Origin of the sequence: Agromyces sp. NPDC060279, from assembly GCF_042726785.1 — a bacterium.
Taxonomy (GTDB): Bacteria; Actinomycetota; Actinomycetes; order Actinomycetales; family Microbacteriaceae; genus Agromyces.
On record NZ_JBHXBK010000001.1, the window covers coordinates 1408000 to 1427818 of the forward strand.

At 73.9% G+C, this 19819-nt stretch carries 14 protein-coding genes; 7 read left to right on the forward strand and 7 right to left on the reverse strand.

The features are described from left to right. Positions 1 to 138 precede the first annotated feature (138 nt). Positions 139 to 2307, forward strand: a complete 2169-nt coding sequence (locus ACFWE1_RS06640; RefSeq protein WP_376932683.1) for a copper-translocating P-type ATPase — start codon at positions 139 to 141, stop codon at positions 2305 to 2307. Between the two features lie 123 nt (positions 2308 to 2430). Next, positions 2431 to 3375, forward strand: a complete 945-nt coding sequence (locus tag ACFWE1_RS06645; protein ID WP_376932684.1) for a helix-turn-helix domain-containing protein — start codon at positions 2431 to 2433, stop codon at positions 3373 to 3375. 196 nt (positions 3376 to 3571) lie between these two features. Here ACFWE1_RS06645 and ACFWE1_RS06650 read toward each other — a convergent pair whose 3' ends face one another. The 4 genes from ACFWE1_RS06650 to ACFWE1_RS06665 form a co-directional block, all read right to left on the reverse strand. After that, positions 3572 to 4369 (reverse strand): GntR family transcriptional regulator, encoded by a 798-nt coding sequence (locus ACFWE1_RS06650; protein WP_376932685.1) that lies wholly within the window; start codon positions 4367 to 4369, stop codon positions 3572 to 3574. 245 nt (positions 4370 to 4614) lie between these two features. Continuing rightward, entirely contained in the window at positions 4615 to 5232 is a 618-nt protein-coding gene (locus ACFWE1_RS06655) for a DUF305 domain-containing protein (protein ID WP_376932686.1), read from the reverse strand. Between the two features lie 85 nt (positions 5233 to 5317). Next, the gene (locus tag ACFWE1_RS06660; RefSeq protein WP_376932687.1) at positions 5318 to 5749 is read right to left on the reverse strand and encodes a DUF6153 family protein; all 432 of its coding nucleotides are present in this window, start codon (positions 5747 to 5749) and stop codon (positions 5318 to 5320) included. A 10-nt stretch (positions 5750 to 5759) separates the two neighbouring features. Beyond that, positions 5760 to 8972 (reverse strand): efflux RND transporter permease subunit, encoded by a 3213-nt coding sequence (locus ACFWE1_RS06665; RefSeq protein WP_376932688.1) that lies wholly within the window; start codon positions 8970 to 8972, stop codon positions 5760 to 5762. 154 nt (positions 8973 to 9126) lie between these two features. On the opposite strand from ACFWE1_RS06665, the gene ACFWE1_RS06670 reads away from it, so the two are divergent. Then, positions 9127 to 10230, forward strand: a complete 1104-nt coding sequence (locus ACFWE1_RS06670) for a hypothetical protein (protein ID WP_376932689.1) — start codon at positions 9127 to 9129, stop codon at positions 10228 to 10230. Positions 10231 to 10337: 107 nt separating this feature from the next. Then, positions 10338 to 11723 carry a hypothetical protein gene (locus ACFWE1_RS06675; RefSeq protein ID WP_376932690.1) on the forward strand — a complete coding sequence of 462 codons (1386 nt, stop codon included), beginning with the start codon at positions 10338 to 10340 and terminating at the stop codon, positions 11721 to 11723. A gap of 251 nt (positions 11724 to 11974) precedes the next feature. On the opposite strand, the gene ACFWE1_RS06680 is transcribed toward ACFWE1_RS06675, so the two are convergent. Both ACFWE1_RS06680 and ACFWE1_RS06685 read right to left on the reverse strand, forming a co-directional pair. Further along, positions 11975 to 14803 carry an esterase-like activity of phytase family protein gene (locus tag ACFWE1_RS06680; RefSeq protein ID WP_376932691.1) on the reverse strand — a complete coding sequence of 943 codons (2829 nt, stop codon included), beginning with the start codon at positions 14801 to 14803 and terminating at the stop codon, positions 11975 to 11977. Positions 14804 to 15011: 208 nt separating this feature from the next. Further along, positions 15012 to 16472: a PLP-dependent aminotransferase family protein gene (locus ACFWE1_RS06685; RefSeq protein ID WP_376932692.1), complete on the reverse strand. Its 1461-nt coding sequence runs from the start codon at positions 16470 to 16472 to the stop codon at positions 15012 to 15014. A 63-nt stretch (positions 16473 to 16535) separates the two neighbouring features. Between ACFWE1_RS06685 and ACFWE1_RS06690 the strand changes: the two genes are divergently transcribed. Then, complete coding sequence (locus ACFWE1_RS06690; RefSeq protein ID WP_376932693.1) at positions 16536 to 17252, forward strand: hypothetical protein; 717 nt, start codon at positions 16536 to 16538, stop codon at positions 17250 to 17252. A 138-nt stretch (positions 17253 to 17390) separates the two neighbouring features. On the opposite strand, the gene ACFWE1_RS06695 is transcribed toward ACFWE1_RS06690, so the two are convergent. Beyond that, entirely contained in the window at positions 17391 to 18149 is a 759-nt protein-coding gene (locus tag ACFWE1_RS06695; protein WP_376932694.1) for a MerR family transcriptional regulator, read from the reverse strand. A 171-nt stretch (positions 18150 to 18320) separates the two neighbouring features. Here ACFWE1_RS06695 and ACFWE1_RS06700 point away from each other — a divergent pair, with 171 nt between their 5' ends. Beyond that, positions 18321 to 19181, forward strand: coding sequence for a DUF4097 domain-containing protein (locus ACFWE1_RS06700; protein WP_376932695.1), 861 nt, complete (start codon positions 18321 to 18323; stop codon positions 19179 to 19181). Then, positions 19178 to 19792, forward strand: a complete 615-nt coding sequence (locus ACFWE1_RS06705) for a helix-turn-helix transcriptional regulator (protein WP_376932696.1) — start codon at positions 19178 to 19180, stop codon at positions 19790 to 19792. Before ACFWE1_RS06700 ends, ACFWE1_RS06705 begins: the two co-directional genes overlap by 4 nt. The last annotated feature ends 27 nt before the right edge of the window (positions 19793 to 19819 follow it).

Below are 19819 nucleotides of genomic sequence, written 5' to 3' on the forward strand. Positions count from 1 at the left end.
GCCCGTCGAAGCGCCCGGTGGGGTTCCCTTCGACAGGCCCAGGGAACCAGGCCCGGGAATAGCCTCGTCAGCGGGGCGGTTTCCCTTGCAGATACCCCAGAGGGGTATTAATCTGGCGAGAGGACACAGGAGGGCACGATGAACGCGAGCCAGCACGACCCGCACACCGAGCACCAGGCATCCGACCACGATCCCCACGCGATGCACGCCGGCCACGACGCGCACGCCGGCCACGACATGCACGCCGGCCACGACATGCACGCCGGCCACGACGCGCACGCCGGCCACGACATGGGCGGCCACGGCGGGCACGGCGACCACGTCGGCCAGTTCCGCCGACTGTTCTGGATCATGCTCGTCATCGCCGTGCCGACCGTCGCCCTCAGCCCGATGTTCGCCGGCCTCATCGGCTACCCCCTCCCCGACTCGGGCGTCGTGCCGTGGATCTCGCCCATCCTCGGCACCGTCATGTACTTCTGGGGCGGCAAGCCCTTCCTCACCGGCGCCTGGTCGGAGCTGAAGTCCCGCAAGCCCGGCATGATGCTGCTCATCGGCCTCGCGATCACGGTCGCGTACTTCGCGAGCCTCGCCGCGAGCTTCGGCCTCGTCAGCCACCACCTCGACTTCTGGTGGGAGCTCGCGCTGCTGATCGTCATCATGCTGCTCGGCCACTGGATCGAGATGAAGTCGATCGCCCAGGCCTCCAGCGCGCTCGACGCGCTCGCGGCGCTGCTGCCCGACGAGGCCGAGCGCGTGGTCGACGGCCCCGACGGGCAGACGGTCGAGACGGTCACGCCCGCCGAGCTCGCCCTCGGCGACGTCGTCATCGTGCGCCCGGGCGGCCGGGTGCCGGCCGACGGCGAGGTCGTCGACGGCACGGCCGACGTCGACGAGTCCATGATCACGGGCGAGTCGCGCCCCGTGCGCCGCGGGCCCGGCGATCACGTCGTCGCGGGCACCGTCGCGACGGACACGGCGATCCGCGTGCGTGTCGGCGCGGTCGGCGACGACACGGCGCTCGCCGGCATCCAACGGCTCGTCGCCCAGGCGCAGGCCTCGAGCTCGCACGCCCAGCGGCTCGCCGACCGCGCGGCCGGCTGGCTGTTCTGGTTCGCACTCGGCGCGGCCGTGCTGACCGCCATCGCCTGGACCCTGCTCGGCGACCCGGACGACGCCGTCGTCCGCACGATCACCGTGCTCGTGATCGCCTGCCCGCACGCGCTCGGTCTCGCCATCCCGCTCGTCGTGCAGATCGCGACCGAACGCGCGGCGAAGGGCGGCGTGCTCATCACCGACCGGCTCGCGCTCGAGACGATGCGCACCGTCGGCGCCGTGCTCTTCGACAAGACCGGCACCCTCACGAAGGGCGAGCCCGCCGTGACGGATGCCGCGGCGGCCCCGGGCCATGAGCTCGACGAGGTGCTCGCGCTCGCGGCATCCGCCGAGTCCGACTCGGAGCACCCGCTCGCGAAGGCCATCGTCGCGGATGCCGAGCGCCGCGGCCTGCGCCGCAGCGCGACGAGCGAGTTCGAGGCCTCGGCCGCGATCGGCGTGCGCGCCGTCGTCGGCGGTCGCGTCGTGCAGGTCGGCGGTCCCGGGCTGCTCGAGCGCGAGGGCGTTGCGGCGCTGCCGGCCTCCGCCCCGTGGGCCGACGGCGGCTCGACCGTGCTGCACGTGCTCGTCGACGGCGCGGTCGCGGGGGCGCTCGCGCTGGACGACGAGATCCGCCCGGAGTCCCGCGAGGCGGTCGACGCGCTGCACGCGCTCGACATCCAGGTCGTGATGATCACGGGCGACGCGGAGCCCGTCGCGCGCCGTGTCGCCGGCGAGCTCGGCATCGACCGGGTGTTCGCGGGCGTGCGCCCCGAGGACAAGGCGGCGAAGGTGCAGGAGCTCCAGCGCGAGCGGCTCAGCGTCGCGATGGTCGGCGACGGCGTGAACGACGCGCCCGCGCTCGCTCAGGCGGACGTCGGCATCGCGATCGGAGCGGGCACGGATGTCGCGATCGCCTCCGCGGGCGTGGTACTCGCCTCGAGCGACCCGCGCTCGGTGCTGTCCGTGATCGAGCTGTCACGGGCGAGCTACCGCAAGATGTCGCAGAACCTCTGGTGGGCGGCCGGCTACAACCTCATCTCGGTGCCGCTCGCGGCGGGGGTGCTCGCCCCGATCGGCTTCGTGCTGCCGATGTCGATCGGCGCGATCCTGATGAGCCTGTCGACGGTGATCGTGGCGCTCAACGCGCAGCTGCTGCGGCGGCTCGACCTGCGGCCCGAGGCTTCGGCGAAGGCGGTGCTCGAGCGACGCTGAACCCGGATGCCGGTCGGCCGGCCCGCGTGCGAGCCGGCCGACGGGCGCCGACCGGTCCCCCGTGCGGGCGCCGCTCGGCTCGCATGTCGGCGGTGCCGCCTACACTGGCGCCAGGGAGGTCGAATGCCGTTGGAGCGCTTCGCCTCGCACGCGACCGACGTCGACCGGGCCGAGCGCGAGATGCAGCAGATCTGGCCGACGACGAGGCTCGGCCGTGACCCCGACCACCGCTTCGCGTACGAGCAGACGGTGCTGAGCGACGCCTCGGCGAGCTTCATCCGGCTGCACATCGGCACCCGCCTCGAACGCGCGTCCACCCGCCTCGACGACGCCTTCATGATCGGGCGTCGCAGCGGCGGCGGGTACGTCTACCGCACCGACGGCAAGGCGGGCAGTCGCAGCGCGGTGATGCTCTTCCATCCGGGCTCGGTGCAGGCCGACATCCACGATCTCAAGATCGATCTGGTCTCGCTCTCCCGCAGCGAGGCCCAGCGGGTCGCCGCGGGCCTCGTCGGCGCCGAGTCGGCCACGCTGCGCTTCGGTGGCGTCGGCGCTCGCACCGCGAAGCTCGAGCGGTACTGGGCGGCGCTGCACGAGCACGTGCTGCGCGAGGTGCTCGCCGACGACGAGCTCGCGTCGAACGATCTGATCCGGGGCCAGGCGGTGCGCTCACTGCTCGTCGCGGCCTTCGCGGCGTTCCCGATCGAGATCCTCGGCGACGCGGGGTACGCCGACGGCGCCCTGCCCGCCGCGGTGCGCCGCGCCGTCGAGTACGCGGAGTCGCACGCCGCCGAAGCGATCTCCGTCGACGACCTCGCGGCGGCGGCGCGGCTGACGAGCCGCGGGCTGCAGGCCGCGTTCCGGCGGCACCTCGACACGACACCGAGCGAGTACCTCCGCCGGGTGCGGCTCGCGCGGGCGCACGAGGAACTCCGCGAGGCCGACCCCACCGCGGGCGCCACCGTGCGCGGCATCGCGCGTCGCTGGGGCTTCGGCAACGGTGCCCGCTTCGCGCGCGCCTACCGCGAGGCCTACGGCGTGGCGCCGGTCGCGACACTGCGCGGCTGACGCGTCGCACGCGGCATCCGCCCTCCGCGCCCGCCCCGCCGCCCCGCCGCCCCGCCGCCGCGACGCCGCGACGCCGCAAGACGGCACTTTTTGCGGGTGTTCGCGCCCGCGCACCCGCAAATGCTGCCGTCTTGCGGGGCACGGGGCGGGGGCGGGCGCGGGGCCGGGGGCGGGGGCAGGGCGGGCGCGGGCCGGCTCAGTCGAGCGAGCGCACCTCGATCGGGCTCGCGGCGGTGGTGCCCGCCTCGCCGCCGGTGAACCCGGCGGCGGCGTTGTCGATCCGGAACGTCGCGAACTCCGAACGATAGCGCGCCTCGGCGTACTCGACGGCCCGGCCGTGCGCGTCGCGGGAGAGCCGGCGCTCGCGCAGCAGCGCCGCACCGGACGGGATGCCGAGCGCCTCCCCGTCGAGCGGGTTCGCGGCGACGGCGTCGATCGTGTGCCGCGCCTGCACGAGGCCGAAGCCGTGCCGCGCGAGCTCGTCCGAGACCGAGGCGTGGTCGAGATCGAGGCCGAAGAGCGTGCGTCCGACGTCCGGCACGAAGCTCGCGCGCTCGATCATGATCGGCACCTCGTCGAGCAGCCGCACGCGGATCAGCTCGACGACGAGCGCGCCCTCGTCGAGCTCGAGCAGGCCGGCGACCGCGGATGCCGCGTGGCGGCGTTCGAGCGACAGCGTCCTGGTGCCCGGGGTCTTGCCCTCGGCCCGCGCCCAGTCGGTGAAGGAGCGGAAGGTCGCGAGCGACTGCGCCGGGACGACCTTGCCCACGACGGGCGGCTTGCCGCGGCCGCCGACGATGAAGCCCTCCGCGCGCAGTGCCGCGAGCGCCCGGCGCACCGGTCCCCGCGAGGTGCCGAACTCCCGGCAGAGGGCGGCTTCGCTCGGCAGGGCCATCCCGGCCGACCACACCCCGCGCTCGATTCGCGTGCGCAGCTCGGTCCGCACGCGGAGCGAGACGGGGGACCGGCGGCCCGACGGTGCGCTGATGACCATGCTCCGACGATAGGGAGCGCGGTGTCCCCCGAACCGGGCATCCGGCGTCGCCGCGGTGAACACTGCGTGAACTCGGGGTCGGGGCGGTCCGGGGCATCCGCCTGGCAGCCCGAAGCCGGGCCGGCCGGGCACCGGGCGCGCCACTTCGGCCGCGTTGCGCCATCCGTACTGGCGCAACGCGGCGGAAGTGGCGCAGACGCGAGCGAGCGCGGGCCCGGCGGCCGGCGGGCCCGGCGGCCGGCCCGCTACTGCCCCAGCAGCTCGCGCATCTCGGCGATCTCGGCGGTCTGGTCGGCGACGACCGCCTCGGCGAGCTCCAGCACGTCGGCGTTCTCGCCCTCGGCGAGCACGTCCTCGGCCATCGCGACGGCGCCCTCGTGGTGCACGATCATCTGCTCGAGGAACAGCGGCCCGGCCTCGGCCCCGCTCGCCGCCTCGAGCGCGGCGAGGTCCTCGGCCGACATCATCGTGCTGTGGTCCATCCCGGCCATGCCGCCGCCGGACTGCCCCCAGTCCTCGAGCCACCCCTCCATGCGGTCGATCTCGGGCTGCTGGGCGGCCTTGATCCGTTCGGCGAGCGCCGCGACCTCGGGGTCGAGTCCCTCCTTCGCGAGTACGAGCTCGGACATCTCGATGGCCTGCTGGTGGTGCATGATCATGCCCGCCGTGAACGCGACGTCGGCCTCGTTCGCCGCGGCGAGCTCGCCCGCCGACTGGCCGGGGTCGGCACCGGTGCCGGAGTGGTCCATCCCGTCCATCCCGCCGCCGGTGGCGGCGCAGCCGCTGAGGACGAGGAGGCCGGCGGATGCCGCGGCGACCGTCGCGAGGCGCGCGGCGGTGCGGGGGGTCAGCTGAATCTTCATGGTGTGCTCTTCCGTTCGTGATCGGCGCGCCGCCGGTCGACGGCGCGCGTGGCGCTGGCGTCGCGCAGGGCGACGCGGGCGCGGATCACGTCCGGCTGATGGAGAGCTGCAGCAGCGAGGGCGCCGGACGGCGGCCCTCGCTCGCGAGCCGACGGGCGACGGCGACGAGCCGCATCGCACCGGGCAGACGCAGCGGCGCGGCGGCCGCGCCGAGCAGCAGCACGGCGAGCAGGGCGAGGATGCAGATGAGGGCGGCGACCCCGCCGTCGCCGGCATCGGCGGTGGCGACTTCGCTCGCCGCGTGCGCTCCGCTCGCGGCGTGCGCGGATGCCTCGACGCCGACCGGCCCGGATGGCGCACCGGAGCGCTCCGCGCCGGCGACCTCGGCGGCCTGCGCGACGGGCATCGTGTGCCCGCCGTCGTGCCCGCCCGCGCCGCCGAGGGCGTGCATGCCGAGCAGTCCGAGCAGGATGGCGGGCACGGCGAGCAGCGCGAGAAGCGCCCGCCGGATACCCATACCCCCTACCCTAGAGCGTGGACGCCTCCGGCGCACCCGACGCCTCCGGCGCACCCGCCGCAGCGCTTCCGCCCGAGGCATCCGCCCCGTCGTCGGCACGAGCCGCGCGCTTGGCCCGCCGTCGCTCCCGGCCGCCCTCGACGAGGTCGTAGAGCACGGGCAGCACGACGAGGGTCAGTGCCGTCGAGGAGATCAGACCGCCGATCACGACGATCGCGAGCGGCTGCGAGATGAAGCCCGAGTGCCCGGTGATGCCGAGCGCCATCGGCAGCAGCGCGAAGATCGTCGCCAGCGCGGTCATGAGGATCGGCCGCAGTCGCCTCGATGCGCCGTGCAGCAGGGCCTCGCGCACACGCATCCCCCGGTCGCGGTACTGGTTGACGAGGTCGACGAGCACGATCGCGTTCGTCACGACGATGCCGACGAGCATGAGCACGCCGACGAGCGAGGCGACGCCGAGCGGGATGCCGCTCAGGATCTGCAGCACGATCGCCCCCGTCGCCGCGAACGGCACCGAGACGAGCAGCAGCAGCGGCTGCAGGAGCGAGCGGAACGTCGCGACCATCACGACGTACACGATCAGGATCGCCGCGAGCAGCGCGAGCCCGAGCTGCGAGAACGACTCGGTCTGATCCGCGGTGACCCCGCCGACCGACGCCGCGGTGCCGTCGGGCAGCTCGACGTCGGCGAGCGCCTGCGAGACCGCGGCGCTCGCGGTGCCGAGGTCGTCGCCCGACGGCGTCGCCGAGACGGTCGCGCTGCGCAGCCCCTGCACCGTCGTGACGGTGGCCGGGCCGTCGACCTGCGCGACGGTCGCGAGCGAGTCGAGGCGCACCGGGCCGGCCGCGGTCGGCACCTGCAGCGCCTGGAGCGCGGCGATCGTGGTCGGCGGTTCCTCCGAGTCCAGGTAGATCGTGAGCGTCTTCTCGTCGATCACGATGGAGCCCGCGCTCTGCGGCTGCATCGCCGCCGAGACGAATCCGCCGAGGGCGACCTCCGAGTAGCCCGCCTCGGCGGCCGCCGAGCGGTTCACCTCGACGGCGATGTAGGGCCGCCCCTCGGAGAGGTTCGAGGTGACCTGGGCGAGGGAGTCGATGCCGTCGAGCTCCGTGACGACGGCGTCCGTCGCGGTGCGCAGGTCCTCCGCGTTCGAAGCGGTGATGTCGACCTCGATGTCGTTCGAGGCGCCGAAGCCGCTCGCCGCGGAGAGGGTGACCTCGCCGACGTCCTGCAGCCCGTCGAGCTCGTCGCGCACGGTGGCCTGCAGCGCGTCCTGGTCGGCGGACTCGTCGGTCGTCACCGAGTAGGTGACGGTCGCGGCGCCGCCGCCGAGCAGGGCCGAGAGGCCGCGCCCGCCGGAACCGATCGAGGTCTGCACGGTGTCGACGCCGTCGGTGTCGAGCAGCGCCTGCTCGACGGGCTTCGAGGCAGCGTCGAGCGCGTCGAGGCTCGTGCCGACCGGGAGCTCCTGCGTGACCTGGAAGGTGTTCTGCCCCGAGGAGCCGAGGAAGTTCGTCTTCATCAGCGGCGTCAGCGCGATCGTGCCGCCGAGCACGAGCACGGCGAGCAGGATGGTCGTGACGCCGTGCTTCAGCGTCCAGTGGATGATCGGCAGGTAGCCGCGCTGCAGCCGCGAGGGGTGCTCCAGCTCGTCGGCGCCCGCTGCGCCGCCGGTCGCGGATGCCTCGTCGATGAATGCCGCGGCCGAGGCATCCGAGCCGTCGTGCTTGTGCACCTTCGCGGGCTTCAGGAACCAGTACGCGAGCACCGGCACGATGGTGAGCGCCACGAGCAGCGAGGCGAGCAGCGCGATCGTCACGGTGAGCGAGAACGGCCGGAACAGCTCGCCCGTGACGCCCTCGACGAGCGCCATCGGCAGGAACACCGCGACCGTCGTGATCGTCGAGGCGGTGATCGCGCCGGCGACCTCGCGCACGGCGCGCACGATCGTGGCGGCCTTGTCGACGCCGGCGACGAGGTGCCGCTTGATGTTCTCGATGACGACGATGGAGTCGTCGACGACGCGGCCGATCGCGATGGTGAGCGCGCCGAGCGTCAGGATGTTCAGCGTGTAGTCGGCGGCCTGCAGGCCGATGAAGGTGATCAGCACCGAGGTCGGGATGGAGATCGCGGTGACGAGCGTCGCCCGCACCGAGAGCAGGAAGACGAGGATCACGATGACGGCGAATGCGAGGCCCAGCAGGCCCTCGGTCGCGAGCGACTCGATGGACTGCTCGATGTACGGCGCCTGGTCGAAGACGACGGTGAACGTCGCGCCGGGGTTCGTCGTGTCGAGCGAGGACTCGAGATCGGGCAGCAGCGCCTTGACGGCGTTCGACACCTCGACGGTGTTCGCCGCGGGCAGCTTCGTGACGGAGATCGTGAGGGCCGGCTCGCCGTTCACCCGGGAGATGCTCGTCACGGGGTTCTCGCCGAGGGCGACGGTGGCGACGTCGCCGATGGTCGGCGGGGTCGTGCCGGGCTGACCGACGAGCGGCAGGGCGGCGACGTCGTCGACGCTGCCGAGCCGGGTGCCCGACTGCACGGCGAAGGTGCGGTCGTCCTCGGTGATCGTGCCGGCGGGCACGAGCACGCCGTTCTGCGAGAGGGCGTCGCGGATGGCCTGCACGGTGAGGCCGCGCGCGGCGAGGGCGGCGGGGTCCGGGGTGATGTTCACCCGCTGGCCGACGTCGCCGACGAGGGTCGCGTCGCGCACGCCGTCGACGTCGGTGATCTCGCCGAGGGTGGTGCGGCTGATCTCGTCGGAGAGGGCGGCCGTGTCGTCGACGCCGGTGACGGCGAGCTGCACGACGGGGAAGTCGTCGAGCGAGAGGGCGACGACCTGCGGGTCGACGTCGTCGGGCAGCGATTGCTGGATGCGGTTCACCGCGGAGAGCAGCTTCTGCTCGGCGAAGGCGAGGTCGGTGCCGTAGGTGAAGCTCGCGGTCACCCGAGAGAGGCCGGTCGAGCTCGTCGTCGAGGTCGACTCGAGCCCGGTGATGCCCTGGATGGCGGTCTCGATCGGCGTGGACACGTCGGCGTCGACGACGTCGGGCGAGGCGCCGGGGTAGTTAGTCACGATCGAGAGCTGCGGGAACGCGATGGAGGGCGCGAGCTCCTGCTTGAGGCTCGTGAGCGAGAGGGCGCCGAAGATCGCCACGACGATCGTGACGAGGGCGATGAGCGCACGGTTGCGCATGCTGAGCTTCGCGAGCAGGTGCATGGGCACGATTCTCGCAGTCAGATTCGATCGGAAAGGTCACGGTTCGCTGAATGCCGAGCGCGCAGGGGTTGCCTGAGACATCCTCAAGGCGTATCTTCGGCAAGACCGGGGGGTGATCGGAATGACCGGTCTGATCGTTGCACGGCGAACGCCGTTGCAGCGTCCTGCCCTCCGAATCGCCCTCGCGGGCGCGGCCGTCTCGGCCGCCTGGCTCGCGATCTCGCTCTTCACCGGGGCCTCCAGCGCCTCCGCGGAGGAGGGCGCAGCGCCCCCGGACGGCGGCTCGTCGAGCTCGAGCGGCTCCGGCCTGCTCGGCGCCGTCGGCTCGGTGCTCGGCACCGTGGGCGGGGTCACCGGCGCGGTCGGCGACACCCTCGACGACGTCGTCGACACCGTCACGACGCCCGTGAACCAGGTGCTCGAACCCGCTGTCGAGGTCGCTCCGGCGCCCGTCGCCGAGGTCGTCGAGGAGGTCCCGGCCGTCGTCGACACCGTCACCGAGACCGCCAACGGGGTCGTCGACACCGTCGACGACACGGTCACCGGCACCGTCGGCACGGTCGGCGGAGCCGTCTCCGGAATCGCGAACGGCGGCACGGTCGGCGGCGTCGTGGCGCCCGTCGCGGACGCGGTGGACCACCTCGTCGGCACGCTCCCCGTCGTCGGCGGCCTGCTCGGATCGGCCCCCGTCGGCGGCATCCTGAACCCGGTCGTCGGCACCGTCGACGACACCCTCGGCGGCGTCGTCGGCACGCTCGGGCCGCTGCCCGACGGCGGCGTGCTGCCGCAGCTGCCGAACGTGCCCGTGCTGCCCGGAACCCCCGGCGGACCTGGCGAGCCCGGCGGCCCCGGAGACCCGGGCACGATCACGACCCCGCCTGCGCCCGGCGGCCAGGCGCCGACCGCGGCGCCGGTGCTCGCGGCCAGCAGCTCGGGCCCGCCCGTCCGGGCCGGCACGCTCGACCCGCTGACGAGCGATGAAGCACTCGGCGCCCAATTGCGCGCGCCGCACGACGCCTCGCCGCCGAACGCCCCGAACGGGCCCGGCGCACCGTTCGCCGGCGCCCCGTTCTCGTCCGCCCTCGGCGGCGCGGCGGGCGGGTCCGCCGCTGGCTCCGGTTCGGCCGGGGCATCCACCAGCTCCGACGCGGCCTTCGCCGCCGTCGGCCACGAGGCGACCGCCTCCCTGGCGCTCAGCACGGTGAACGACGAGCTGCCCTCGTCGCCCGTGTTCGAGACCGACACCACCCCTGACTGACGGGAACCGCCGTCCGTCGACGCGCTCGCGCGCGCCTGCGGACACACGGTCACTCCGCTCCGGCATGCGCCGGGGCGTCGATTCCCACACAGTCAGGAGAACTGATCATGAATCTCAAGCGGCTCGCCGTGAGGGCGCTCTATGCGACCCTCGTCACCGGGGGGCTCACGCTCCTCGGCGCCGGCGTCGCGCACGCTGCGGACACCAGCGGCGACGACGGCATCCTGTCCGGCTCCCAGGCCGGCATCTCGGTCGATCTCCCGATCACGCTCGGCGGCAACGCCGTCAGCGTGCTCGGCGACTCGAGCTCCAGCGACGCGAGCACGGAGACGGCGCCCGCCGCCCCGGCCGCCCCCGCCGAGGAGGCCACCACCTCCGGCGACGACGGGGTCGGATCGGGCACGCAGGCGCTCGTCGACGTGAACGTGCCGATCACCGTCGGCGGGAACGCGATCAGCGTGCTCGGCGACAGCAGCACGAGCGAGCCGACGACCGAGGTCGCCCCGGCTGCCGAGGCCCCGGCGGACGCGGGCAGCGCTCCGGCCGAGACCAGCGGCAGCGACGGCATCCTCGGCGGCACGCAGGGCCTCGTCGACGTCGCCGTGCCGGTCACGGTCGGCGGCAACGCGATCTCGGTGCTCGGCGACAGCTCGTCGGAGGGGGCAGGCACGACGGTCGCGGAGGGCGCGGGCAGCGCACCGGCCGCAGGCGGCTCGACCTCCGGCGACGACTCGATCCTCGGCGGCACCCAGGTGCTCGGCGGGGCGGGCGTGCCGGTCACGGTCGGCGGCAACGCGATCAGCGTCGTCGGCGACAGCGAGTCGACGGATGCCTCCACCGAGGTGACCGGCGGCACGGGCAGCGGCTCCGGCAGCGGGGCGGAGACCAGCGGCGACGACGGCATCCTGGGCGGCACGCAGCTGCTGCCCTCGCTCGGCGTCCCGGTCACGGTCGGCGGCAACGCCATCTCGGCCGTCGGCGACAGCACGTCGACGGATGCCTCGACCGAGGTGTCCAGCGGCACGGGCTCCGGCTCCGGCAGCGGGGCCGAGACCAGCGGCCTCGGCGGCCTGCTCGGCGGCACGCAGCTCGTGCCCGGCCTCTCGCTGCCGATCACGGTCGGCGGCAACGCCATCTCGGTGATCGGCGACAGCGAGACGGACGGGCCGTCGACGATCGTCGACCCGACGGATCCCACGGACCCGACCGACCCGACCGACCCGACGGACCCGACCGACCCGACCGACCCGACTGATCCCACCGACCCGACCGACCCGACCGACCCGACCGATCCCACGACGCCGACCACGCCGAGCAGCCCGTCGACGCCGGCCGGCACGAACGGCAGCGGCGGGGGCGCGACGATGGTCGCCGCCGAGGGCACGACCGGGCTGGCCAGCACCGGCGTCGACGGCTCGATCCTGTGGGCCGCGCTCGCGCTGCTCGCACTCGGCCTGCTGCTCGTCGGACGGCGACGCATCGCCCGCAACTGAATCACTGGGGCCCGGGCTCCGGCCCGGGCCCCGAAACCCCTGAACTCCCGGTCGCCGACACGGTCGACCGGGCGGCCGGATCCGTCCGGCCAGGGTGGGGCGGTGACATCCCCCCGTTGCCGCCCCGCTCTCCCCTGCCTGCAGCACCCCACCGAGTTGCCCGACGTTCATGAACGTCGGGCGGCGGGGCTCACCTCCCGAGTTGCCCGACTTTCATGAAAGTCGGGCAACTCGGGAGAGAAGTGCCGCGCTCAGGCCTGGCGGCGGCGACGCGCGGCGAGGAGGGCGGCCCCGCCGCCGAGGAGCACGAGCAGCGCGGCGCCGGCGAGCCAGCCGCCGTCGAAGCCCGTGTGCGCGAGCGAGCCATCGCCCGAGCCGTCGGCACCGCCGGTCGATCCACCGCCGGTTCCCCCGTCGGTGCCGCCCGGCGCCGCCGTCACCGTCAGCTCGGCCGCGACCTCGCTGCCGTCCGCCGCGATCGCGACGAGGTGGTGCGCGCCGGGCGCGGTCGTCGCCGGGATCTTCGCCGTGAAGCTGAGCGCCCCCGCCTCGTCGGCCTCCGCCGAGCCGAGCGCGACCGGCGTGCTGCGCAGCTCGAAGCGCACGGTGTCGCCGGGCACGAAGCCGGCGCCCGTGACGCTCACGGTGCCGCCCGCGGCGACCTTCGCGGCGCCGAGCACGAGGCTCGCCTCGCCCGGCTGCGGCTCCTCGTCACCCGGGAAGACCTCGTCGGCCTGCCCGAGGTGCAGGAACACCGTCTCGCCCGTGGCATCCTTCAGCCCGTCGTTGTCGGTCACCGCGTAGAGCGCGCCGTCGGCGGCCTTCGCGAAGCCCTCGAGCTTCTCCTGCGTCCACCCGCCCGTGGCGCGCAGCGCCGGCAGCACGTCGACCGCCGTGGACTTCTCGAGGATCGGCAGCTCGCCGGCGAGACCGGAGAGGCCCGGGGCATCCGCCGGGACGTCCACCCGGGTGATCCGCTTGACCTGCGCGGCCGGGCCGTTCAGCTTGTCGCGCTCGATGATCGCGAAGGTGTCGTCGTCGATCGCGGTGATCTCGGAGAGGCCGAGCCAGTCGCCCGCGACCGCGGTGTGCTCGAGCCGGTAGCCGAACCAGCTCCACTCGCCGGTCGCCGGGTCGAGCCGGCCGATGCGCGCCACGTCGTCGCTCTCGACGGCGCCCGCCGCGGGGTTCGCCGGGTCGGTCCACAGCGGCCGCTGCAGCACCGCCCAGACGCGGAGGTCCGCACCGGCGCCGGTCGTCGTGACGCCCTCGAAGCCCCACTTGCCGACGTGCGCCGCGATCTCGGCGGGCAGCGGGAAGCTGTCCACGACGGCGCCCGAGGCATCCGTGCGCTTCAGCACGTTGCCCGCGCCCGTCGCGCCCTCGACGGCGAGCCAGAAGCCGCCGTCCTCGGCGACGGCCAGGCCCTCGACATCGAGCGCGGCGGGCGTGCCGCCCTCGGTGATCGCGAGCGAGCCCGTGATCCGGGCGGGGGTCTGCGCGACGTCCACGGTGAACACCGTCGCCGGCGAGAGCACCGAGTCGCTCGCGGCGTACACGCGGGAGGCATCCGTCGGGTGGCCGGCGAGGGCGCCGAGCGCCGACCAGCCGATCGGCGCGCCGCCGACGACGTCCGAGACGATGCTGGGCTGCGCGGCGGCGCCGGCGAGCGCGTGGGCGGCCGCATCGCCGAAGGCGTAGAGGTTCACCGAGGCGCGCACGCCGACCGCGGCGGCGTCGGTCTCGCTCGAGACGACGAGGAGGTCGCGTTCGGGCACCGGCAGGATGCCCTCGGGCCCGTTGGTCGAGAACAGCAGCTGCCGGAAGGCGGGGGATGCCGGGTCGCTGACGTCGTACACGGCGACGAAGTTCGAGCGCTCGCTCGCGACGAAGGCGTAGGGCACGCCGTCGAACTCGGCGACCGAGATGCCCTCGGGCTCCGCGCCCTTCTTCGCCGCGCGGTCCTCGTTGTGCAGGCCGTGCTGGACGGCGAGGTTCGCGAAGCTGTTGCCGGCGTCCCAGATCACGGCGCCGTCGGCGGCGTCGAAGACGGTCCAGCCGCGGGTGCCGCCCTTCCAGTCGCCCTCGTTCGCGGTCGCGAGGCGGTCGTCGCCGATCCAGGCGATGGCGTCGGGTTCGCGCGGCGTCGCGGGGATCGAGCCCGAGAGGTCGATGCGGCCGTCCTTCGCGACGTCGATGCCGCTGACGGCGACCGAGCCCGCGGAGAAGGCGCGGGTGACCTCGAGCGTCGGCAGGTCGATGATCGCGATGCCGTTGTTCTCCTGCAGGGTGACGGCGAGCTCGTTGCGCGAGTTGATCGTGACGTACTCGGGCTCCGGGTCCTGCGGGGTGTCGAGGCCGGCTGCGGCCATCACCGGGATCGGGACGCCCGTCTCGTCGACGAAGGGCACGGCGTCGACGGTCCATGCGGCGGGGTCGGCCGGGTCGACGAGGCCGAGCACTTGCACGAAGCCGGCGGGCAGCTGCGGCAGGTCGCCCTTCTTGCCGCCGGCGGGCTTGAACTCCTCGTCGCGCTGGTTCTCCATCGCGATGGCGGCGTACGCGCCGTCCTTCGAGATCGCGATCGAGTCCGGCTGCCCGCCGAGGTCGATCGAGCGCACCAGGCTGCGGTCGCTCGCGCGGAGCACGTCGACGCGGCCCTTCGGGTTCACGAAGTCGCCGCCGGTCTCGTCGATGACGACGAGCACGAAGTCCCCGTAGGCGGCGACCGAGGTCGGCTGGTCGTCGGCGTGGCCGAGCTCGGCGAGCTCGACGGTGCCCGTGCCGACCGGGTTCGCCGGGTCGCTGACGTCGAGGAAGCCGATGCGCTTGCCGAGGGCGTCGGTGTAGACGACGGTGCCGTCGTCGGTGATCGTCGAGATCTCGGCGACGGTGGCGGCGGCCGGGTCGACGCCCGCCGGCACGTTCTGGAAGACGGGGTACGTGGCGGTGCGGACGAAGGCGCCGGGGGCCGAGGGCTCCGCGGCGGCGGCGGCGATCGCGCCGCTCGACACGAGCCCGGCGGCAGCCAGGCAGGCCACGGCGAGCGCGGCGACGGACAGGGGACGACGAGCGGGCATGCGGGCACTCCGGTGGGTCGCGACGGGCGGGGGTTCCGCGCCAGCGTGCTGGCGCCCGATGGCCCGGGAGTGCCCGCCGGGTGTCGCGCGCGCGTCCGGCCGGTGTCCGCTCGGTGAACGACACCGGGTCGGCGCGGCCGGGTCGCGCTCGGCGCACCCGGCTCGCGCTCGGCGCACCCGGGTCGCGCTCGGCGCACCCGGCTCGCCGCTAGACGACCTCGGCGAGCAGGCCCGCCTCCGGCGCGGCCGTGCCGGGCAGGGCCAGCCAGGCCCGGGAGAGCGCCTGCACCGCCTCGTCGATCGTCTCGGGCGGCAGGCAGATCGGCAGCCGTAGGTAGCGCTCGAAGGCGCCGTCGATGCCGAAGCGGGGGCCAGCCGCGATGAGCAGGCCCTGCGCCCGGGCGGCGAGCGCGAGCTGCGAACTGACCGGCGCGCCGAGGCCGATCCACGTCGCGATGCCGCCGTCGACGTGCGGCACGTGCCAGCTCGGGAACGCCTCGGCCAGCCGCGCTTCGAGCAGGTCGCGGCCCCGGCGGAGCTCGGCGCGGCGGAACTCGAGGATCTCGTCCATGCCGCGCACCAGCCGGGTCGCGATGAGCTGCTCGAGGATGGGCGTGCCGAGGTCGCCCGGCGCCCGGATCGCGACGAGGCGGCGGATGAGCGCGGGCTCGGCGCGGATCCAGCCGACGCGGATGCCGCCCCACGCCGTCTTGCCGAGCGAGCCGACGAGCACGGCGGAGCCGGCAGGCCCGTACGCCGCGAACGGGCGGAGCGCCGCCTCACGGTCGAGGTCGAGCTCGGCGGTCGTCTCGTCGGCGATGATCACGGCACCCTGCCGGGCCGCGGCGTCGAGCACCCGTTCGCGGCCGTCCGCGTCGAGGGAGCGCCCGGTGGGGTTCTGGAAGTCGGGCATGAGGTAGGCCGTCGACGGGTTGGCGTGACCGAAGGCGCGCACGAGCGCACCCACCTCGTCGTCGACGTCGAGGCCGCCCGCGTCGTGCGGGGCGACCGGCACCGGCACGAGCCGGGCGCCCGCCGCGCGCAGCGCCTCGTAGGCGTGCGGGTAGGTGGGGGCCTCGATGACGGCGCGGTCGCCCCGGCCGACGAGCACCTTGGCGAGCAGCCCGATCGCGTGCTGCGCGCCGATCGTCACCATCACCTGCTCGGGTGCGGTGGGGAGGCCGCGCGCGGTGTAGCGCTCGGCGATCGCGAGCCGCAGCTCGGGCAGTCCGACCGGGTCGAAGCCGGAGCCGGCGAGCTGGGTGGGCAGCTCCTCGACGGCCTCGCGGGCGACGTCGGCGAGCCAGGGCAGGGCGGGCGGGGCGGCCTTCGACAGGTCGAGGTGCTCGGCGGCGGGCGGCGCGGGCAGCACCGCGGGCGCGCCGGGGAGCCGGGTGACGCTGCCCGAGCCGCGGAGGCTGCGCAGCAGGTCCTGCTCCCGGAGTCGCCGGTACGCGGCGGCGACGGTGGTGCGGCTCGCGCCGAGCCGCTCGGCCAGCTCGCGCTCGGCGGGCAGCCGGGTGCCGACGCTCACGCGGCCGTCGAGCACGAGCAGGCGCACGCGGTCGGCGAGGGCGACGTAGGCCGGACCGCTCGGCCCGGTGCCGCCGTCGCGCCAGTCGCCGAGCAGGGTCACGAGCGCGCGTGCGCTGATCGAGGCATCCGCCATGCGATCCACTTTAGGAGAATTGGCCTCTTGTCGACAGTCCAATTCTGGAATTGGATGGCTGTCATGCTCCGCCGGATCCCTCAACTGCTCATCGGCCTCGTCCTCTACGGCATCGCCGACGCCATGATGATCCGCGCGGCCCTCGGCGTCGACCCGTGGACGGTCTTCGCGCAGGGACTCTCCCACCTCACCGGCATCGGCATCGGCTGGCTCACGAACATCGTCGGCCTGCTCGTGCTGCTGCTGTGGATCCCGCTGCGCCAGCGCCCGGGGCTCGGCACCGTGCTGAACATCCTGCTGATCGGCCCGAGCATCGAGCTCGGCCTGTGGCTCATCCAGACGCCGCCGGAGCTGTGGCAGCGCATCCTGCTCTTCACGGGCGGCCTGCTGCTGCTCGCCGTCGCCAGCGGCCTCTACATCGGCAGCCGCTTCGGACCCGGCCCACGCGACGGCCTGATGACGGGCATCCACGCGCGCACCGGCTGGCCGATCTGGGTCGGCCGCACCATCGTCGAGGTGACCGTGCTCGCGATCGGCTGGCTGCTCGGCGGCGACGTCGGCTTCGGCACCGTCGCGTTCGCGATCCTCATCGGCCCGCTCTGCGGGGTCACCCTGCCGCTCCTCGCCGTGCGCGAGCGGCGCCCCGCTGACGCCTCGCCCGCTGACGCCTCGCCCGCTGACGCCTCGCCCGCTGACGCCTCGCCAGTGGATGCCTCGCCGGCGGGTGCCTCGCCGCGGGCGGGTGCGCCGACGCATCCCACCGCCGCCGCGCCGCACTGAGCGGCGCCATCGACCGCTGCGGCCCCCAGGCCGGGACACCTCGGGGGCCGCAGCGCAGCCCCAAACCCAAACCACGAGTTGCCCGACTTTCATGAAAGTCGGGCAACTCGGGTATTTGGGGGGGTGCTGGCGCGGGGCTCAGAGCTCGCGCTCGGCGTAGGCGCGCAGCGCGTCGCGGACGAACTCCGCGCCGGCCTGGCCGCCGTAGTTCGCGCCGAAGCGCGGGTCGGCGACGTACATCTCGCCGAGGCCGAGCACGTACCCCTTGACGTCGCCGCCGGGCACCGCCGCGGGCGTGCCGGGCACGCCCGTCAGCCACTCCACGTGACGCTTCGCGAGCGCCTGCGCCTCGGCGCCGTCCGGGGCGAGCCCGGATTCGGCCGCCGCGATCCAGTCGCGGGAGAGCTCCGCCGTGCGGGCCTTCCACTCGCGCTGACCGGCCTCGCCGAGCCCGCGCCACCAGCGGTCGCCCGCGGCGTACGCCTCGGTTCCCCAGCGCTCCTCGACCTCCGCGCGGTGCACGGTGTGGTCGAAGCCGTCGAACATCTCGTCTGCCATCAGTCGTTCACCTCCTTCCAATGCCGTGATCGTCTTCTCGACCGACGCAATCTGCCGCGCCAGCCGGCCTTGCTCCTGCCGCAGCCAGCCGAGATGCGCTTGCAGGGCGCGCGCCTCGTCGGCGTCGCCCTCGAGCACCTCGGCGATGGCGGGCAGACCGAGCCCGAGCTCGCGCAGCAGCAGGATCCGTTGCAGCCGCACGAGCGCGCGCTCGTCGTAGTGGCGGTAGCCGTTGCCGGCGACCCTCGTGGGCGCGAGCAGGCCGATGTCGTCGTAGTGCCGCAGGGTGCGGCTCGTCGTCCCGGCGAGCTTCGCGATCTCTTGAATCGACCAGTCCACGTCTCAACCTCCGAGATTCACGGTAGAACTTGACGTTACGTCAAGGTCAAGCGCGCTCGGCTGGATGTTCGCCCGGAGCCCTTGCACGAGCCCGAGACGCGATATATCGTGTCGTACGTAAACGCGATATATCGCGTCGCGAGCAGTGTCATCGTCCAGCAAGGAGTCGCAATGTCCATCGAGAAGTGGGTGATCGCCCCCGGCGAATCCCGGATCATCGACCTCGAGCTCGTCCGCAAGCTCAAGGTCAGCCTCATCGGCGGCAAGGTCGACGTCATCGCGCACGACGAGCCCGGCGCCCGCGTCGAGGTCTCCACCGTCACGGGCAAGGACCTCGCCGTCTCCATCGACGGCGACGTGCTCGAGATCGACCACCCCCAGCTGCGCTGGGACAACTTCATCGAGGCCTTCAAGGGCTGGGCGGGCAACGCCAAGGCCGAGGTCTCGATCCTCGCCCCGCGCCACGTCGTGCTGCAGCTCGGCGTCGTCTCCGGCGACGCCCTCGTCTCGGGCTTCGACGGCGACGCCAAACTCAGCACCGTCTCGGGCGAGCTCGTCATCGACAACCACGACGGCGACCTCGAGCTGTCCGGCGTCTCCGGCGAGATCTCGGTCGGCAACCACGTCGGCCGCATCACCGCCCACACCGTGTCGGGCGATCTCATCGCCACCGGCGAGATCGTGAGCTTCAACGCCGACTCCGTCTCGGGCAACATGATCATCGACGCGCACGGCACCCCCGACCGCATCGACACGAACACCGTCTCGGGCGACCTCACGGTGCGCTTCGCCGGCGGCGCCGGCGCGCGCTACCGCATCAACACCGTCGCCGGCACGCTCGTGCTCGACGACATCACGGTGAAGGGCATGCGCGGCAAGGGCTTCGAGCGCGTCGTCGGCGAGCTCGCCGGCACCTGGCTCGACCTCGGCGCCAACAGCGTCTCGGGCAACATCTCGGTGCTGCGGCGCACGGTCGCGGAGGCGACGGATGCCTCGGCCGCGGCATCCTCGAACGACGAGGCATCCCGATGACCCCGCCGGTCTTCGCGCACGGCAGCCTGCGCCTCTACCTGCTCGCCCTCCTCGAGGAGCGGCCGCGGCACGGCTACGAACTCATCCAGGCCCTGTCGGAGCGCTTCGGCGGCACCTACTCCCCGAGCGCCGGCACGATCTACCCGCGCCTCGCGAAGCTCGAGGAGGAGGGGCTCGTCACCAAGACGAGCGACGGCCGCAAGTCGATCTACGAGATCACCGACGCCGGCCGTGCGGAGCTCGACGCCAGACGTCACGAGCTCGACGACATCGAGAACGACGTCACCGACTCGGTGCGCCGGCTCGCGCAGGACGTGCGGCAGAACGTCGACGACGCGATGCGCTCCCTCCGCGCCGAGCTCGCGAGCGCCGCGCGCGAGGCGAAGCGCTCCGCGACGAGCGTGCGCGGCGAGACCGTGAACCTGCACACCGACTCGAACCGCGCCGTGCACGAGGCCGACGTGGTGCTGAACGAGTTCCGCCAGCAGCTGCGCACCGAGCTGCGCCGGCAGGCGAGCCGCGGCCGGGTCGCCCCCGCGACCGTCGATCTGCTGCGGGCCCGGCTCGCCGAGGTGCGCGCCGAGGTGCTCGGCACCTTCGCCGACCGCTGATCCGGCAGGGCGGCGCTACCCTCGACA

Excerpts from the sequence above, each read along its gene's own strand:
- ACFWE1_RS06650 (WP_376932685.1), bottom strand. The coding sequence starts at position 4,369 with ATGGTCATCAGCGCACCGTCGGGCCGCCGGTCCCCCGTCTCGCTCCGC.
- ACFWE1_RS06700 (WP_376932695.1), top strand. The coding sequence starts at position 18,321 with ATGTCCATCGAGAAGTGGGTGATCGCCCCCGGCGAATCCCGGATCATC.
- ACFWE1_RS06655 (WP_376932686.1), bottom strand. The coding sequence starts at position 5,232 with ATGAAGATTCAGCTGACCCCCCGCACCGCCGCGCGCCTCGCGACGGTC.
- ACFWE1_RS06680 (WP_376932691.1), bottom strand. The coding sequence starts at position 14,803 with ATGCCCGCTCGTCGTCCCCTGTCCGTCGCCGCGCTCGCCGTGGCCTGC.
- ACFWE1_RS06675 (WP_376932690.1), top strand. The coding sequence starts at position 10,338 with ATGAATCTCAAGCGGCTCGCCGTGAGGGCGCTCTATGCGACCCTCGTC.
- ACFWE1_RS06665 (WP_376932688.1), bottom strand. The coding sequence starts at position 8,972 with ATGCACCTGCTCGCGAAGCTCAGCATGCGCAACCGTGCGCTCATCGCC.
- ACFWE1_RS06660 (WP_376932687.1), bottom strand. The coding sequence starts at position 5,749 with ATGGGTATCCGGCGGGCGCTTCTCGCGCTGCTCGCCGTGCCCGCCATC.
- ACFWE1_RS06685 (WP_376932692.1), bottom strand. The coding sequence starts at position 16,472 with ATGGCGGATGCCTCGATCAGCGCACGCGCGCTCGTGACCCTGCTCGGC.
- ACFWE1_RS06705 (WP_376932696.1), top strand. The coding sequence starts at position 19,178 with ATGACCCCGCCGGTCTTCGCGCACGGCAGCCTGCGCCTCTACCTGCTC.
- ACFWE1_RS06640 (WP_376932683.1), top strand. The coding sequence starts at position 139 with ATGAACGCGAGCCAGCACGACCCGCACACCGAGCACCAGGCATCCGAC.
- ACFWE1_RS06645 (WP_376932684.1), top strand. The coding sequence starts at position 2,431 with ATGCCGTTGGAGCGCTTCGCCTCGCACGCGACCGACGTCGACCGGGCC.
- ACFWE1_RS06690 (WP_376932693.1), top strand. The coding sequence starts at position 16,536 with ATGCTCCGCCGGATCCCTCAACTGCTCATCGGCCTCGTCCTCTACGGC.